The organism is Lewinella sp. IMCC34191 (assembly GCF_003390935.1).
In the GTDB taxonomy this organism is placed as follows: domain Bacteria; phylum Bacteroidota; class Bacteroidia; order Chitinophagales; family Saprospiraceae; genus Neolewinella.
The window spans coordinates 873,536-889,306 of record NZ_QNQZ01000001.1 but is presented as its reverse complement, the minus strand read 5'-3'; the positions used below and the strand labels follow the sequence as shown (position 1 = coordinate 889,306).

Here is a 15,771-nt window from a genome sequence, read left to right as displayed (position 1 = left end):
ATGCGATCGCTATCGGACCGCTTCCGCGATTTTGTCCGGGAGGAAAAGCTTTTTGGAACGGATGATACCTTACTACTGGCCATCAGTGGAGGCGTAGATAGTGTGGTCTTGGCTGATTTACTAAGTGAGACAGACCAACCATTCGCATTGGCTCACTGCAACTACCAACTACGCGGGGAGGAGTCCGATCAGGACGAGCGACTGGTCCAGCATCTTGCCTCAGCCTATAATGTCCCGCTGCACAGCGCCGTTGTGCCCCTACCCCGCCCCCTGCCGGAAGGGTTCAATCTGCAGATTTGGGCGAGAAACAGACGATATACCCATTTTAAGAAAATTTTGGATGAGTACAGCTATCCCTTGCTGGTAACTGCTCACCATTTGGACGATAACCTGGAGACCCTGCTGCATCACCTCGTTCGCGGCACCGGGCTCAAAGGATTAAGGGGCATTCCGCTCCATACCGAATTTCCCCTGGTGCGACCATTGTTATTTGCCAGTAAGGAAGATATTCGGGCGCATGCCCTTGATCGTGGCCTGAAGTGGAGAGAAGACAAGACCAATGCTACCCTAGCCTACCAACGCAACCGAATCCGCCATAAACTCGTCCCGGTGCTGCGGGATCTGGGGCTCATGGATTCCTCGCTCCGGGATACGTTTGACCACTTGCGATCTACGGAGGTGTTCCTTAACCGCGCCCTGGCCGATCATCCCGCTGTCACCCGCCGGCAGGGCATGGTGTCCATTAGGCTAGCCGAAACGGAGCTATCCGTCCGTGACCTTATTACGCTACTCCGTTTCCACGGCGAGGATCTTGGATTCAGCGAAGAGCAGTACCGGCAAATGGCGAAGGCTTCCGGCTACGTTTCCCTGCATTCGCCTACGCACGTAGCTCGAATTACGCCGGAGGCAATAACGATGCAAGCATTACAGGATTTCAAGCTACCTAATCTCCGCATCGATGAACTGCCCGCTTCGTTTGGTTTTGGAGATGCCGTAATGGAGCTTTCGGTTGTCGATCGGCCTTCCTCTTTTGACGGATCGGACAGGATGTTTTGCCGCCTGCCGCCATTACCACTTTACCTGCGGTCCCGCGCAAAAGGAGACCGCTTTAGTCCGTATGGTATGGGTGGACGTCAAAAGAAGGTGAAGGACTTTTTTATTGACCTGAAGTTGCCCCCCTGGGAAAAGGATCGGACGCCGGTGCTGACGGATGAGGCGGGGCAGATCGTGGCGATCATCCCGTATCGTATCGATGAGCGATTTGCCGTCGGACCGAATGATGAAAGCGTGCTTGAGATCCGCTACCATAAACAAAGCCCCGAACCACAGAGGTAGTTCGGGGCTTCGTCGCTCTAAAGAAGAGGCTTCGGATTATTCCGGAACCTGGTTCGGATCGAGCAGATCGTAGAACTGGTCGAGCTTAGGCAGCAGGATGATCCGCGTACGGCGGTTGATGGAGCGATTCTCCGCGGTAGAGTTGTCTACCAGCTGGTTGAATTCTCCGCGACCGGCGGCGATCAGGCGATTGGGATCGATGTCGAAGCGATTTTCCAGCGCCTTAACTACGGCGGTAGCGCGAAGTACGGAGAGGTCCCAGTTGTCCTTCACGCAGTTGGTGTTGATGGGCACGTTGTCCGTGTAGCCTTCAACCATGATCTCCAGGTTGGGACGGCTTTGTGCAATGGAGGCAATCTTTTGGAGCACTTCCGCGGCACGATCCGTGATCTGGTAGCTGCCGCTCTTGTACAGCATCTTATCGCTCAGGTTGATGTAGACAACCGTCTTGTCGACCTTGATGTCCACGTCTTCGTCCTCGATACCTTCACGGAGCACACTTTTGAGGTTGACCGCAAGGGCCAGGTTGATGGAGTCGGCACGGGACTTGGCATCCTGGAGAACGCGGATGTAGCGATCCTTACCTTCCAGCTGGGAAAGCGTCTGGCTGATGTTGTCACTGGCTCCCTGGCTCATCTTGGTCAGGTCTTCCAGCTGGGTGAGTTGGCGGTCGCGCTGCTGGCGCAGGTCGGCGATCTGGTCTTCGCGCATGGTCGCCCGCTCTTCGGCCGTTTCGAGGTTATTTTCGAGTTGCAGTTCCCGCCGTTCACACTCGGCAAGTTGCTGCGCGTAGCGATTGATTTCCTGGTCCCGCTGCGCGATGAGTTCGTCGCGTGAAGTGAGATCGGACTGTAGCGACTCGTATTTCTTCTTGCTGACACAGGAAGTGAGCCCTAAAAGGACGATGAGAAAAAGAAGCGAATTTTTATACATAGCAGAAAAGTTGAGAGTAAATGGTCGCCCACGAGAATGGGTTGTTCGGCAACCGAAGACGATTGATGAGGTGGCTCGTCCTAGGCGTTGGGACGCGCGAAGATTGGGAAATTCTGCACTACGCCCAAATATTTGGTGAATTAGATGGTAATATTTGGTGGTTGATCCTGAGAATAATCGAGGGATTCTATAGTGACCGCCATGAGACGAGTACATCCCGCGGGAGTCACCTTACCACTTTATAAAATTTGCGGTCGCCCGGCGTGGCCCGTCGACTATTTGTAGAAGGTAGTAACCTGCGGCCAGGTCGGATATGTTTAACTCCAGTACGACCGGATCGGTTTGCACGCGCTTGGTTTCGGCCGTACCTAGCTTCCGACCCGTCACGTCGTACATCCACACTAGCGCCTCGGCGGAAAGGGAGGTGGCGGTGGTCCGCAGGTAGAGAAATTCCATTGCGGGATTGGGAAATAGCAGATCAACCGCCAGGGGCTCGTCGTCTGACGCGCAGTTCTCCAACAGCAACACCTGGGCCGCCGCTACGTCCAGAATTCCACCCGTAGCGGTATTCGATGCAAGACTCGGGGCTGGTCGCACGCTCTCCAAAATCGCCCGGCGCATGAGGAGAGCGGCACCGGACGGATCGTCGCGGATGAGCATTCGGAGGCGATCGCAATCCGAAGATGCGTAAAGCAGGGATATAGCCCCGGTGATGTACGGTGCCGCGGCACTGGTACTACCAAAACTGCCGTAGTCGTTGTCGGGCCGGGTAGTATAACTGGCTTCCCCGGGTGCGGCCAGGTCCACGTTGATACGTCCGTAGCCGGAGGAGGTGAACAGGACGTCATCCTCGTCCACGTTCGTAACGCCGATTAAAAAATTACTCGGACAATCGATAGCCATGTCACCGGCCAGATCCGCGTCACGCCCGACGTTGGCTACGCTGGCCGCGGTGAGGATACCTTCCTCGCCCAGCCGGTCATACATACTTCCCCATACCGGGAAGTCATCGCAGGTTGCGTCCTCGATGCCGAAGCTGGCGTTGGTAGACACCACGAAGGCCCCCTGCCGTCCCCCGGATGTGCGAAAGAGGCGACGCTGATCGATGATGTACTGGTAGGCCTCGATGATATCGGCCACGTTAGAGATGGTGAATAGCATCAACTGAGCATTCCAGTTGGTACCACTTACTCCGATCCCATTATGACCGCGGGCGCCCAGCAGGCCGGCAACGGCGGTTCCGTGGATGTTAGCGGGGTGTTCCGGTGCATCGGTGACCATATTCCATCCGGTCCGGTCGTCCACGTACCCGTTGTCATCGTTATCGATCCCATCGTCGGGTATTTCCCCCGGGTTATTCCACAAATTCGGTGCGAGGTCTTCGTGACCGGTATCGAATCCGGCGTCCAGGACCGCCGTTACGATCGGCACGCCGTCGGGCGTCCGGCCGCCGGTGGTCAAGTCCCAGGCCTCCTCGAATCCGGAGCGCTGCATATTCTCCTGACGGATGTAAAGCGGGTCATCGGGTAGCCGGCGAAATTGCACCCGATAATTGTACTGTACGGCCGATACTCGAGAATCCTTTTGTAAAGAGGCCAACCGCCCCGTCGCTGAAATGGCATCCGGAAAACGCAGCAGTGTAATGTTTTCGGCAATGCTTTCGGTCTCTACCCGCGAAAGGCTTAGCACCTTGGCATAATTCGCACCTGGTTGCCACGCACAAATCAATTCCGTCGCTATCCGTTGGGCACGGGCCGAAGCCGCTACACCGAGCAATAGACACAAGACAAGGAACAGGCGCATACGGAGGGTTTAAAGGGCCTCTTGCCGGCGGAGCGTGCGTTCGGCCAGCAGCCGGGTGCGGTAGGCGACACCGGCCATCCAGCCGCCGAATAGCGTCCACCCGATGATGGTCGGATAGAATACCATGCGCATAGTATTATCCAGGTCCTCGCCGCCCATGGCCGGATTGCCCTCCGCACCGGGGTGAAGACTGGTGGTGCTCAATCGCGGAAGTATATAGATGAGCGGGATCAGGCAGGCAAAAGCGAAAATGTTGTAGACGGCCGACAAGCGCGCACGGCGCTCCGGATCGGGAAACGCGCCCCGAAGCACAAAGTACCCGCCGTAGATAAGGAGGGCAATTAGGGTAGTGAATTGTTTGATGTCCCAGTTCCAGAAGCTGCCCCAGGTGTACTTTGCCCAGACGGCCCCGGTCAATAAACCCAGTATACCGAATAACATACCTACACCGGTAAAGACCAGCGCCCAGGTATCGGCTCGTTCCAGCCGGCTGAGTTCGGTAAGTGGTACGATATCGGGAATTTCGGCTCGCTCCTGCTTGCTCTTCCGCCGCAGATACTTAATGGAGTAGACCACGGCTGCAATGAAGAGGAACATCATGGCAAACCAAAGACTGACGTGGAAATACGTATTGCGGATGGTCTCGGACAGCAGGCTACGGTAGGGAAATGACATGCCGGCGTAAGCCGTGAGGTCCCCTTTTTGCATGGTGCTCTGCTCCCACTCCCGGCGGGTGGCTGCGGGATCGGGGGGAGCGGATTGCTGCCGGATAACGACTACGTCGGGTGAAACGAAGGCGCCGCTTACCGGTCCGCTTACGATCAGCGAAAGCTTCTTGTTTTCCGGGCGGTCGTTGGGCAGATATTCCGGAACATCGAAGGTAACGGTAGCCCGTCGATCGTCGACGACTTCCATGCTAGTCGCTTCCACAGCATATCCATCCCCGTAGTTCAGCCACGCACGGGTAGCCCCCTCGTCGGCCAGGAACTCGGTATTGTAACCTAACAGCTCAAAGGATTGCGTTTGCCCAAGCGTAGCCGCGTTCGGTGCCACGGATAACAGATTGGGCTTGAGCGGGACCAGCAGGCCGGCCACCAGCGCGTAAAGCAGGATGAGCACGCTGGCCAACTTCCACCAGTTGTGACGCATCAGTTTTTCCATACGGCAAAGGTAGGAATCGAAGGAGTGCCCGGTACGTTGGTCGGCTGACCCGGGGGTGATTTTGACGACAAAATGGTGGGGACGTAGTAAAATACTCAACCAGGACCGCCCGCAAGCACTTTATGGTCAGTAAACCCCCGCGGCATGTCCGATGAAATTCGCAACGGTACCATCCTTCTAGCCGAGCCGTTTATGCTGGATCAGAACTTCAAGCGCAGTACGATCTTACTGGTGGAACACAATGAGGAGGGAAGCCTGGGCTTCATCATCAACCACAAGGTGAATATGCGGGTAGACGAATTGGTCAAGGATTTCCCTGATTTCGACGCCCCGGTATACTTCGGCGGACCGGTGGGTACCGATACGGTGCACTACTTGCATAACAAAGGAGACATTCTCGAGGGCAGTGACGAGGTTGTTAAAGGTATATTCTGGGGTGGCGATTACGAAAAGCTCAAGATCCTGATCGATCAGCAACTGATCACGCCGCAGGATATCCGGTTCTTCGTCGGCTACAGTGGGTGGTCGGAACGGCAACTGCAGGAGGAACTCGAAGGGGGAAGCTGGGTCACGGCGACAATGTACCCCAACTACCTGTTCAAGAGCCAGCCCGAGAAGCTCTGGTCGCAGGTGATGCACAATAAAGGGAACACCTTCAGTGTCATTGCCGGCATGCGGGAGGAGCCCAGCTATAATTAGTAGCCGTAATCGCCTAACTTTGCGTCATGCACTCAGCCGTGACCACATCTCTGCGTTCCCTTCTTATGGAGGAAGGCAGGGTTTGCTTGCCCGGTATCGGGACCTTACTCGTTGTTGAAAAGCCCGCCATGGTTAGCCTCATGGAGGGAAAAGCCGCGGCCCCCTGCGCGCGGGTGGCCTTCAATGCCAATTTAGTGGTTGATGACGGCCGGCTACGGCGGGAAATAGGACCCGACGATGCCGATGCTTTCGTGCGCCAGACCCGGGACAGCCTGGACGCCGGGCGCACGGTCCTCCTCGACGGCATCGGCAAGTTGTATAAGCACGAATCCGGCGACGTTCGTTTTAACGCCGGGGCAGGTAACTTCAGCAAAGCTTCCTTCGGGCTCCCGACCATCGACGTCAAACCGATCGTTCGAAAGGAAAAGAACAAGACGCCCGCCCCCATTCCGGATGCGGCTCCGCGGCAAGAAGTCGTACCGGCGGCGCAGGGCATCTGGCAGCACCGCTACGGTGGGGTACTGTGGTACGCCGCAGGCTTGGTCGGCCTTTTGCTGGTCCTGTACCTACTTTTCCGCTTAGGCGGGGCACTGGGTGAGCAGTTTAGCGGAGGGGAGGATTCGCCGCCACCGGTACGAGAAAGAGGCGTCACTCCTGCGGGGGGTGAAGAGCAAAGCCCCACCATCGACGCGAATCAGGTTCAGCCGGAAGCGCCTCCGACGCTGGGGGGCAACGACGGACAATCATCCAGCCCTAGCGATAATACGGCTACTGCCGCCGCGGAAAACACCGCAATTATTGCCATCGGACTCTACGCCCGGCAGCGCAACGTCGATAAACAGGTCCGTCGCCTGAGCGAAGCGGGGTATACCCCTTTCACGGAGACGGTAGGCCGCAATACCCGATTGGGTATTGAAGTAAGTTACCGCGATGAAGGTCGGCTGCGCCAGGTACTGCGGGAGATCCGGGCCCGGTATACGAAGGACGCCTTCGTGATGCGCGTCAACGGGGAAGACCGCCGCCCGGAATAGCTACATAAAAAAAGCCCCGACCCGGTGAGGGGTCGAGGCTAAGGTAGAACTTAGGAAGTTCTGTGCCGGAGGGGGGAGTCGAACCCCCACGCTCGCAAAAGCACACGCCTCTGAAACGTGCGTGTCTACCAGTTTCACCACTCCGGCTTGAAGGGTTACCCCGGTAAGGGGCCGCAAAGATATACGGCCAATCTTTATTTGCAACAGTCGGGCAAACTTTTTTTACCCGATTCGTACCGCCAGTGGGAATCGAACCCACACTCCCGAAGGAACTGGATTTTGAATCCAGCGCGTCTACCAATTCCGCCATAGCGGCCGATACGTCCGGTCGTTCCCGGAGCGAGGGCAAAAGTAATAGACGCTTGCTTAGCCCGCAACCAGTTCGGCGATTAAATCATATTCGGTAGCATCCTTTACCCTTGCGGTCACCATATCGCCGGTGCGGAGGTACGCCGCACTGGCGTCCAGGTGTACCTCGTTATCGACGTCCGGGCTATCGTATTCCGTGCGACCAACGTAGTGATCACCGTCCTTGCGGTCGATCAAGACCTTGACCTCCTTTCCAATCCGCTGCTGGTTGAGTTCGAGGCTGATGGTTCGCTGGATCTCCATCAGGCGTCCCGCCCGCTCCGCCTTTACTTCGGCCGGCACGTCGTCTTCGACCTCGTGGGCCCGCGTATCTTCCTCGTGGGAATACTGGAATACCCCCAGCCGTTCGAAGCGCATTTCGCGAACGAAATCGCACATCTCCTCAAATTCGGCCTCCGTTTCTCCCGGGTAGCCCACCAGAAAGGTGGTTCGGATGGCGATGTCGGGGACGACGGTACGGGCATAATTGATCAGGTCGGTCGTTTCCCGACGGGTGATCTGACGCCGCATACGCTCCAGGACCGCATCCGAACCGTGCTGCAGCGGAATATCCAGGTAGTTGCAGACCTTTGGCTGGTCGCGCATCACCTCAAATACATCGCGGGGGAACTTGGATGGATAAGCGTAATGCAGCCGGATCCATTGAATGCCTTCGACGGCGGCGAGCGCCTCGAGCAATTCGGGCAGCATGCGTTTCTTATAGAGATCGAGACCGTAGTAGGTGAGCTCCTGGGCGATGAGCATCAGTTCCTTTACGCCGTTTCGAGCGAAGTTTTTAGCCTGACGCACCAACTCTTCCATCGGGCGGCTGACGTGATCACCCCGCATCAGGGGAATGGCGCAGAAGGAACAGGTACGATTGCAGCCTTCGCTAATTTTCAGATAGGCGTAGTGCTCAGGAGTGGTGATGAAGCGCTCCCCGATCAGGTCGTGCTTGTAGTCCGCCTCAAAGCGACTGAGTAGCCCCGGCAATTCCATGGTGCCGAAAAAATCATCGACTTCGGGAATCTCATCCTCCAGGTTGTCCTTGTAGCGCTGACTCAGGCATCCGGTGACGTACAGCCGTTCGATCTCCCCGCGGGACTTCCGGTCGGCATAGTCCAGGATCGTATTAATGCTGTCCTCCTTGGCCAGATCGATAAAGCCACAGGTGTTGACGATGACGACGTTGGCCTCCTCATTGCTGTCGTGGCGGACGTCGTAGTCATTCGCCTGGAGCTGGGTGATGATGTTCTCCGAATCAACGAGATTCTTGGAGCATCCCAGCGTGATGACGTTGACTTTGTCGGGGCGTAGCGTTCTGGTTTTCATACGGTTCCGGTTAGGAGCCGCAAAGGTACGCATTCCGATTTACCGAGCCTACCTAGTAGACCCGCCCCATCATTTCGTGCTCGACGATGGCGCGTTTCAGTTCCAGGAAATCAACCTCGGCCTGGTGGCTGTAGACCACCTTTCCACCGGGTTCTACCAGGATGGTGTACGGTAGCGCTCCGTTCCAGGAGGGGTCGAGCGCTTCGACCAGACCATAGATGTTTTCGCCGGTGTAGAGGTAATTATCGACTCCGGAATGGACCTTCTCCAGGAACGCCAGGGCGCGGTCTTCTTTATCCGGCTTGTCGGCCGAAATGGAGACGAATTCGAAATCGCGGGCACCGTACATCCGCTGCAATTTGATGAACTCGGGGTACTCCATCACGCACGGTCCGCACCAGGTGGCCCAGACGTTGATGAGCCGAAGCTTGTCATTATTCTCGTTGGCCACCAGTTCGCTAACTTTCTTTTGATCCGCCTTTTCAAGGGTGACGGGCCGGGCCTGCCATTTTTCTTCTGATTGCTCGTTGTACTCCGTTTTCCAGGCCCACTTGGTCGAACAGCCGAAGGTCGGCGTCTTGGGCTCCGCTATTTCTTCGCCGGCCAGCAGGGCATCCGTAGCGGCCCGTAGATCTTCGGCGTTGGCGGTGCCGGGCCGTTCGCTTTCGTCCATGCGTCCCGTGTAGCGCAGGATCCGATCTTCGTCCAGGATGAAAACATGGGGAGTGGCTACCGGGCCGTACTTCAGGGACACCGCGTGGTCATCACCGTCGTATAGATAGGGGAAATTGAAACCGGCGTAATCGGCGCGTACCTCAAGCTTGTCGTAATCGTCGTTCAGATCAGTGTATCCCAGCTCTTCGTAGAGCAGTCCCAATGGACTGTTCGGACTGATGGCAACCACTTGAACACCCTTATCCTGATAGTCATTTTGAAAGTCGATGAGCCGCTGTTCGTAGGCCTGGGCGGTGGGGCAATGGTTGGCCGTGAAAGCCAGCACGATAACTTTGGCGTCCGCGTAATCTTCCAGGGCATGCATTTCGCCGTCGGCACCGGGAAGATGGAAGTCCGGTGCGGCACTGCCGACCTCCAAGGTAGCAACCTCCTGCTTTTCAACCGGCTGTGGATTGGCTTCGTAGCTGGGGGCGGGCATGGTTGCCTGCTCTACCGAGGTAGAGGTAGGCGACTCATCCGACGTATCGGATCCGCAGGCCAAAAAGAGCATTGCCAGGCTTAGCGTTGTAAGGGTTTTTTTCATCATCGACTGTTTCACGGTTGAAAGTACGGCTACGGGCATAAACATCGGATGTGTCAGTTCTGCCGAAACTGCAGACATCGGATGTGTCAGGCGTGGTAGTTAGGAATTGCAAGACGATTTATGCGTGATTCAGCTAACGCAATCGAAGAATTCGGCAATTGTCGTCGCTTTTTGAAAATCCTTGAACCTGACACATCCGATGTCTGCCAATTTGACGCACCTGACACATGCGATGCTTAGACCTGGATAACCGCCCCCCCAGCGGCCATCTCCGCCACCGCCGCTTCCCCGTCGCCGGCCTGTAAATCCACCGGCCGGGTACCCTCGCGCAGCAGCGTTACTTCAAAGCCCTCCCGCAGACCATCGAGTACGGTATATTTTACGCAGTAGTCAAGTGCCAGCCCCATGACGTGGAGTTTGCGCATGCCCCGGCCACGCAGCCAGTCGGCCAGGCCGGTGGATTTCCGGTGGCCGTTATCGTAGAAGCCGGAATAGCTATCGATCTCCGGGTCGGTACCCTTGCGAAATACTTCGTCGATACCATCCGTATGGAGATTGTCCACGAACTCCGAACCCCAGGTATCCTGCACGCAGTGAATGGGCCAAAGGACCTGCTGCAAGCCGTTCAGATCGATGACCTGCCCCGGCTTACGCCACATGTGATTGGCGGCGAAGGATCCGTGGTTCGCGGGGTGCCAGTCTTGGGTAGCTACGACCGTTTGGTAGTCTTCCATCAGGCGATTGGCCAGGTCGATTACTTGGTCCCCCTCCGGTACGGGCAGCATACCCGTGGGCATGAAATCGACTTGCAGGTCTACGAGAATAAGCGCGGTATCGTCCGGGGCCATGGGGTAGTTTTGATCTTTAGTTAATCCGTGAAAGGGCTAGAGGTTTAACCAAACGGCTTTCCGGCTCGTTGTTTGGCCAGTACCTGCGCTCCGCCGCCCTACCCTTCCGCTATGAAATTTACCGATTATCCCCTATCGCCGGAACTAAAGACCAACATCGGCAAGCAGGGCTGGAAGCGACCTACGGATATTCAGTACCGCGCCATCCGGCCGATCCTGGATGGGGAAGATGTCCTGGCGATCGCCCAAACCGGAACGGGAAAGACGGCAGCCTTCGCCATTCCGATCCTGCAGAAATTGCACGAACGCAAGGAGAGCCAGTGGCGGGAGACAGGCATCAGCTGCCTGGTCATGGTACCCACCCGGGAACTGGCCCTTCAACTGACGGAGGTATTCACATCCTTAGCCAAGGGAACCGGCATCAAGGTACTCGGGCTCACCGGCGGGGTGGAAATCAAGCCCCAGATCGCCCGCCTGACCAAAGAACTCGATCTGCTCATCACCACCCCGGGCCGCATGTACGATCTGCTCGGCCGACAGTTGCTGCGGCTGGAGCGTGTCGATACGTTGGTACTCGACGAGGCGGACCTGATGCTCGATCTCGGTTTTATCGAGGATATCCGAGGTGTTATCGGCCATTTGAAGCGGAAGCACCAGACACTATTCTTCTCGGCCACCATCGATGAGCGCATCAAGAAACTGGCCTATTCCCTGGTCAAAAACCCCATCCGCATCCGAATCTCTCCGAAGGATCCGGTGAGCAAGAACGTCGATCACTCCGTCGTCTTCGTGGAGATGGATGACAAGCGATTCTTCCTGGAGCGACTGGTGAAGGAAAACCCCGACGCGAAATTGCTGGTATTTGCCCGCACCAGGGTACGCTGCGAGCGCATCGCCAAGGCCATGGAACGGGTAGGTATCGCCACGATTACGCTACACGGTGATATGGAACAGGATGATCGGGAAAAAGCGCTTAATAACTTCCGGGCCGACGAGGAGCGGGTTATGATCGCTACCGACGTCAGCGCGCGCGGTATCGACATACCGGACGTCACCCACGTAGTCAATTACGACCTGCCCGAGCAGGCGGATAATTACGTGCATCGCGTTGGCCGGACGGGCCGCGGTAAACGGAGAGGGGTAGCCTACTCCTTCTGCTCCACCGACGAAAAACCGCTGTTACAGGCCATCGAAAACTATACCGGCCACGCCATCCGTGTCATACCGGTGGATAAGGGCGATTACCGGGAAACCCTGACGCTGAGTCAGGAAGATCAAATGGGCATGGCAGACCTTTTGGAAGCTGCCGAGCAAGCAACCCGGAAGCGTAAAAAAGGGCGTAAATAGCCTACAGCGCGGCGGCGGGGCGAATGGGCTCGACCTCCGTCTTTAGGTTGGCTACGATGTAGTAGATCCCTACACCACCGAAAAGTGCCGAGATGCCAACGTCAGCCAGAAACGATCGCCTCGCCATCGGGTCGCCGATCAGGTACTCCCAGGCATCCAGCATCGACATATCGTATTGGTACAATTCGATGTAGTAGGTGAAAAAGGAGGCAGCAACCAAGAGTAGGAGGTTGACTCCGATGAGCAGTGGCTTGGTCCATGTGCCCATCGTTCCGTTAAATCGCTCGTAGCCCACCACCGTCAAAAAAGCGATACCGAAGGCCAACAGCGTAGAGATCAGGTTCAGATAATAGGCGACCGACACCCAGGCCACCACCCCGATCGCGCCGAAAGCTACCGCCCCGATCAGCCCGTTGGCATAACCTCTCTCTTCCTGAAGACGCTTTCGTTCGGCGTAGGCTAGCTTGCTTTCAATCGCCTGCCGTTCCGATGCGGTCAGCAGCATCCCTTTGCCGTCGTGAACGTATGGTTGTCGGTCGTCCGTACCGTAGGCGGAATGGTGCGGTTGCACATTCGCGTCCCGGCACGCTTCAATGATCGCGCTAACCGCGGCATCCAGTTTATTGGGCGAGGTGGATCGCCAGCTTTCGGTGAAAACGATCGTAACCGCCCCTTCCTGTACAGCAACCGATTGATAGCCGAGGGCCTCCTGGCGGGTCGTCAAACGATCTTGGACGATTGTGGCGACGTTATCTGGAAGGGGTTCGGTTTCGACGTGTACGGATTTATAGCTGGGATTCTCCGTCCGGGCGCTTTGAAACACATTGACCAGGTATCCGTCCTCCAATCCAAATACGGAATTCGTTCCGAGGTACCAGCCCTTCGATTTACCGAAGGCTTTAAGCTTTTTTCCGACCATGCCAAGCGTCTTAGGGTTTCCGTGAAACGATCAATCCGCCATCGCAGCGTACGACGGCGGATTGACCGATCAAAAACTTCTAAACTTCACTCGTGCAAGCCCAGGTACGGCAACCACCGGAATTAACGCCGGTGGGGCTGCCTGAGATGGTAGAAGCTATGGCATGGTGAGATTACCCGGGCTACCAAAGTTGGTGAACGCTGGGCTTGATTCGCTCCTCGTAAATCTTATTCATTGCCTTCACCTCGCTGGGAGTCAGGGGTTCGCGATCAGCCACCGATAGATTGGATTGAAGGTGCTCCAGTTTCGAAGCACCCGGGATAACGCAGCTTACCTCCGGATAGCTCAGAATCCACTGTAATGCTACGGGGGCCAGGTTCTTCTCGCCGGGAAAGAGGGCCTTAAGTTCCTCTACGGCCTGCAAGCCCTGCTCGTAGTCGATGCCACTGAAGGTTTCCCCCTTATCAAAGGCTTCGCCGTTACGGTTGAAGTTGCGGTGATCTTCCTCCCCGAAGGTCGTGTCCTTCGAAAACTTACCGGTCAGCAGTCCGCTGGCCAGGGGCACACGGGCGATAACGCCGATATCGTGCTTCTTCACGAGGTCGAAAAAGAGTTCGGTGGGGCGCTGCCGGAAGACGTTGAAGATAATCTGGACGGTAGTCACGTTCGGGTACTCCATCGCTTTGATGGCCTCCTCGACCTTCTCCACGCTGACGCCGAGGTGCTGAATTTTTCCTTCCTCCTTCAGCCGTTCGAATAAGCCGAAGATCTCCGGCCGGTAGTAAACGTCGTTCGGTATGGAGTGTAACTGGATCAGGTCGATACGCTCGATCTTCATCCGACGCAGGCTTTCTTCCACGTATCCACGCAGCGCCTCGACGGTGTAATTTTCGTTCGTATGCGGGTTAATCTGCCGACCACACTTGGTGGCGACGTAAATGTATTCGGAGCGTTCGCGCACGACCTTACCAACGGCTTTTTCGCTTAGTCCATCGGAGTATACGTCGGCAGTGTCAATGAAATTGACGCCGCGATCGATGGCCTCGTTCAGAATACGTTCGGCTTTCGCGTCATCGAAAGGATCTCCCCATTTTCCGCCAACTTGCCAGGTACCAAGGCTGATTTCACTGACTTCGAAGTTGGTTTTGCCTAGTTTGCGGTAGTTCATTCTGGTATTTTCCTATGCAACAGGGCGGCGGAGCGCAGGTGCGAAGCTTTCTGCGGAAGGTCTAGTTTGCTATTTCAATCGAATCTAAGCAAAGTCTAATTCCAACCGACCTTCATCCCTACCCTCCAGTACGGATTCACCACCGCGCAGGAAGCTGTCGACGGAACGGGCACATTCCCGTCCCTCCGCAATGGCCCACACGACCAGGCTCTGACCCCGACGCATATCCCCGGCGGCAAAGACCTTCGGTACGGAGGTCTGGTAGTTGTGCTCCGGACTGGCGGCCACGTTCTTGCGGCCGTCGAGTCCGACGCCGAGCTTATTCAGCAGCCCTTCGTGCTGGGGATGCATGAAGCCGGCGGCGATCAGAAGCAGCTGACAGGGCAATTCCCGTTCGGTGCCGGGAATTTTGACGAAAGTGTTCCGGCCGGTTTGGTCCTTGCCCCAACGGATGTTGACGGTACGGATAGCGCGGAGGTGTCCTTCGTCGTCCTTCAGAAATTCTTCCGTAAGCACGGCCCATTCGCGTTCGCAACCCTCTTCGTGACTCGTTGAGGTACGGAGGATCATGGGCCAGTTCGGCCAGCTGTCCGGGGTCCGTTCCGAGGGCGGCATCGGCATGATCTCGATCTGGGTGACGGACCGGGCGCCGTGGCGGTTACTGGTTCCGACGCAGTCGGCACCGGTATCGCCCCCACCGATCACGATCACGTCCCGGTCGCGAGCGTGGATCTCGTAGTGGTCACTGAGATCGTCGCCGGCCACGCGCTTGTTGTTCTGCTCCAGGAATTCCATGGCAAAATGGACGCCCTGCGCTTCTCTGCCCTGGCTGGGTATATCCCGTGGGATGGTGGAGCCGCCGGCCAGGACGACCGCATCGTGCTCCCGGACCAGCTGCTTCGCGTCTACGTTTTCCCCGACGTTGGCGTTGGTGCGGAATTTGATGCCCTCGGCCTCCATCAGTTCGATCCGACGGTCGATTACCCACTTCTCCATCTTGAAATCCGGTATACCATAGCGGAGCAGCCCACCGATGCGCGAGTTCCGCTCGTAGACCGTTACCGTATGGCCTGCTTTATTGAGCTGGGCGGCGGCAGCCAGGCCGGCCGGTCCGGAACCGATGACCGCGACGGCCTTGCCTGTACGGCTGGAAGGAGGGTTCGGACGGGCGTAGCCCCGCTCGAAAGCTTCCTCGGCAATACTCTTTTCGATGTGCTCGATGGCCACCGGCGGCTGGTTGATGCCCAGTACGCAGGCGGACTCACAGGGGGCCGGACAGATGCGCCCGGTAAACTCCGGAAAATTGTTAGTGGAGCTCAGAATCTCGAAAGCTTCGCGCCAGTCTTCTTCGTAGACCGCGTCGTTGAATTCGGGGATAATATTACCCAGTGGGCATCCACTGTGACAGAAGGGTACGCCACAGTCCATGCAGCGACTGGCCTGGGTGACCGTCTTTTCTTCCGACATCGGTACGTAAAGTTCCTGCCAGTCGGTCTTACGGACTTCAACGTCACGCTTCTCGGGTAATTCGCGGGTATGTTTCAGGAATCCGGTTGGATCAGCCATGTTGTTTTCTTTTATCGGTCAAT

General features: G+C 56.8%; 13 protein-coding genes and 2 tRNA genes. 4 read left to right on the top strand and 11 right to left on the bottom strand.

The features are described from left to right. The gene (gene tilS, locus DRW39_RS03550; protein ID WP_116105585.1) at window positions 1-1,335 is read left to right on the top strand and encodes a tRNA lysidine(34) synthetase TilS; all 1,335 of its coding nucleotides are present in this window, start codon (window positions 1-3) and stop codon (window positions 1,333-1,335) included. Between the two features lie 36 nt (window positions 1,336-1,371). Here tilS and DRW39_RS03545 read toward each other — a convergent pair whose 3' ends face one another. The 3 genes from DRW39_RS03545 to DRW39_RS03530 form a co-directional block, all read right to left on the bottom strand. Then, the gene (locus DRW39_RS03545; RefSeq protein ID WP_116105584.1) at window positions 1,372-2,268 is read right to left on the bottom strand and encodes a flagellar motor protein MotB; all 897 of its coding nucleotides are present in this window, start codon (window positions 2,266-2,268) and stop codon (window positions 1,372-1,374) included. 231 nt (window positions 2,269-2,499) lie between these two features. Further along, window positions 2,500-4,071: a S8 family peptidase gene (locus DRW39_RS03535; protein ID WP_116105582.1), complete on the bottom strand. Its 1,572-nt coding sequence runs from the start codon at window positions 4,069-4,071 to the stop codon at window positions 2,500-2,502. A 9-nt stretch (window positions 4,072-4,080) separates the two neighbouring features. After that, a complete protein-coding gene (locus DRW39_RS03530; RefSeq protein WP_116105581.1) occupies window positions 4,081-5,232 on the bottom strand; it encodes a cytochrome c biogenesis protein in 1,152 nt (383 codons plus the stop codon). Between the two features lie 144 nt (window positions 5,233-5,376). Here DRW39_RS03530 and DRW39_RS03525 point away from each other — a divergent pair, with 144 nt between their 5' ends. Beyond that, entirely contained in the window at window positions 5,377-5,931 is a 555-nt protein-coding gene (locus tag DRW39_RS03525) for a YqgE/AlgH family protein (RefSeq protein WP_116105580.1), read from the top strand. Between the two features lie 26 nt (window positions 5,932-5,957). Next, a complete protein-coding gene (locus DRW39_RS03520; RefSeq protein ID WP_157975910.1) occupies window positions 5,958-6,962 on the top strand; it encodes an SPOR domain-containing protein in 1,005 nt (334 codons plus the stop codon). A gap of 63 nt (window positions 6,963-7,025) precedes the next feature. Here the strand turns inward: DRW39_RS03520 and DRW39_RS03515 are convergent. From DRW39_RS03515 to pncA, 5 genes are all read right to left on the bottom strand, one after another. Next, window positions 7,026-7,109, bottom strand: a tRNA-Leu gene (locus DRW39_RS03515). 87 nt (window positions 7,110-7,196) lie between these two features. Continuing rightward, window positions 7,197-7,278: transfer RNA gene (locus tag DRW39_RS03510), tRNA-Leu, on the bottom strand. A gap of 50 nt (window positions 7,279-7,328) precedes the next feature. Further along, window positions 7,329-8,642, bottom strand: coding sequence for a 30S ribosomal protein S12 methylthiotransferase RimO (gene rimO, locus DRW39_RS03505; protein ID WP_116105578.1), 1,314 nt, complete (start codon window positions 8,640-8,642; stop codon window positions 7,329-7,331). A 52-nt stretch (window positions 8,643-8,694) separates the two neighbouring features. Continuing rightward, window positions 8,695-9,939, bottom strand: a complete 1,245-nt coding sequence (locus tag DRW39_RS03500; RefSeq protein WP_198664779.1) for a redoxin domain-containing protein — start codon at window positions 9,937-9,939, stop codon at window positions 8,695-8,697. Window positions 9,940-10,136: 197 nt separating this feature from the next. Next, window positions 10,137-10,748, bottom strand: coding sequence for a bifunctional nicotinamidase/pyrazinamidase (gene pncA / locus DRW39_RS03495; protein ID WP_116105577.1), 612 nt, complete (start codon window positions 10,746-10,748; stop codon window positions 10,137-10,139). A 111-nt stretch (window positions 10,749-10,859) separates the two neighbouring features. Between pncA and DRW39_RS03490 the strand changes: the two genes are divergently transcribed. Continuing rightward, window positions 10,860-12,095: a DEAD/DEAH box helicase gene (locus DRW39_RS03490; protein WP_116105576.1), complete on the top strand. Its 1,236-nt coding sequence runs from the start codon at window positions 10,860-10,862 to the stop codon at window positions 12,093-12,095. 1 nt (window position 12,096) lies between these two features. Here DRW39_RS03490 and DRW39_RS03485 read toward each other — a convergent pair whose 3' ends face one another. The 3 genes from DRW39_RS03485 to DRW39_RS03475 all read right to left on the bottom strand — a co-directional run bounded on the left by DRW39_RS03485 (window position 12,097) and on the right by DRW39_RS03475 (window position 15,748). Continuing rightward, window positions 12,097-13,014, bottom strand: a complete 918-nt coding sequence (locus DRW39_RS03485) for a hypothetical protein (RefSeq protein ID WP_116105575.1) — start codon at window positions 13,012-13,014, stop codon at window positions 12,097-12,099. Between the two features lie 181 nt (window positions 13,015-13,195). After that, window positions 13,196-14,182 carry an aldo/keto reductase gene (locus DRW39_RS03480; protein WP_116105574.1) on the bottom strand — a complete coding sequence of 329 codons (987 nt, stop codon included), beginning with the start codon at window positions 14,180-14,182 and terminating at the stop codon, window positions 13,196-13,198. An 84-nt stretch (window positions 14,183-14,266) separates the two neighbouring features. Then, window positions 14,267-15,748 carry a glutamate synthase subunit beta gene (locus tag DRW39_RS03475; protein WP_116105573.1) on the bottom strand — a complete coding sequence of 494 codons (1,482 nt, stop codon included), beginning with the start codon at window positions 15,746-15,748 and terminating at the stop codon, window positions 14,267-14,269. Window positions 15,749-15,771: the final 23 nt, after the last annotated feature.

Excerpts from the sequence above, each read along its gene's own strand:
- tilS (WP_116105585.1), top strand. The coding sequence starts at position 1 with ATGCGATCGCTATCGGACCGCTTCCGCGATTTTGTCCGGGAGGAAAAG.
- DRW39_RS03545 (WP_116105584.1), bottom strand. The coding sequence starts at position 2,268 with ATGTATAAAAATTCGCTTCTTTTTCTCATCGTCCTTTTAGGGCTCACT.
- DRW39_RS03535 (WP_116105582.1), bottom strand. The coding sequence starts at position 4,071 with ATGCGCCTGTTCCTTGTCTTGTGTCTATTGCTCGGTGTAGCGGCTTCG.
- DRW39_RS03530 (WP_116105581.1), bottom strand. The coding sequence starts at position 5,232 with ATGGAAAAACTGATGCGTCACAACTGGTGGAAGTTGGCCAGCGTGCTC.
- DRW39_RS03525 (WP_116105580.1), top strand. The coding sequence starts at position 5,377 with ATGTCCGATGAAATTCGCAACGGTACCATCCTTCTAGCCGAGCCGTTT.
- DRW39_RS03520 (WP_157975910.1), top strand. The coding sequence starts at position 5,958 with ATGCACTCAGCCGTGACCACATCTCTGCGTTCCCTTCTTATGGAGGAA.
- rimO (WP_116105578.1), bottom strand. The coding sequence starts at position 8,642 with ATGAAAACCAGAACGCTACGCCCCGACAAAGTCAACGTCATCACGCTG.
- DRW39_RS03500 (WP_198664779.1), bottom strand. The coding sequence starts at position 9,939 with ATGCCCGTAGCCGTACTTTCAACCGTGAAACAGTCGATGATGAAAAAA.
- pncA (WP_116105577.1), bottom strand. The coding sequence starts at position 10,748 with ATGGCCCCGGACGATACCGCGCTTATTCTCGTAGACCTGCAAGTCGAT.
- DRW39_RS03490 (WP_116105576.1), top strand. The coding sequence starts at position 10,860 with ATGAAATTTACCGATTATCCCCTATCGCCGGAACTAAAGACCAACATC.
- DRW39_RS03485 (WP_116105575.1), bottom strand. The coding sequence starts at position 13,014 with ATGGTCGGAAAAAAGCTTAAAGCCTTCGGTAAATCGAAGGGCTGGTAC.
- DRW39_RS03480 (WP_116105574.1), bottom strand. The coding sequence starts at position 14,182 with ATGAACTACCGCAAACTAGGCAAAACCAACTTCGAAGTCAGTGAAATC.
- DRW39_RS03475 (WP_116105573.1), bottom strand. The coding sequence starts at position 15,748 with ATGGCTGATCCAACCGGATTCCTGAAACATACCCGCGAATTACCCGAG.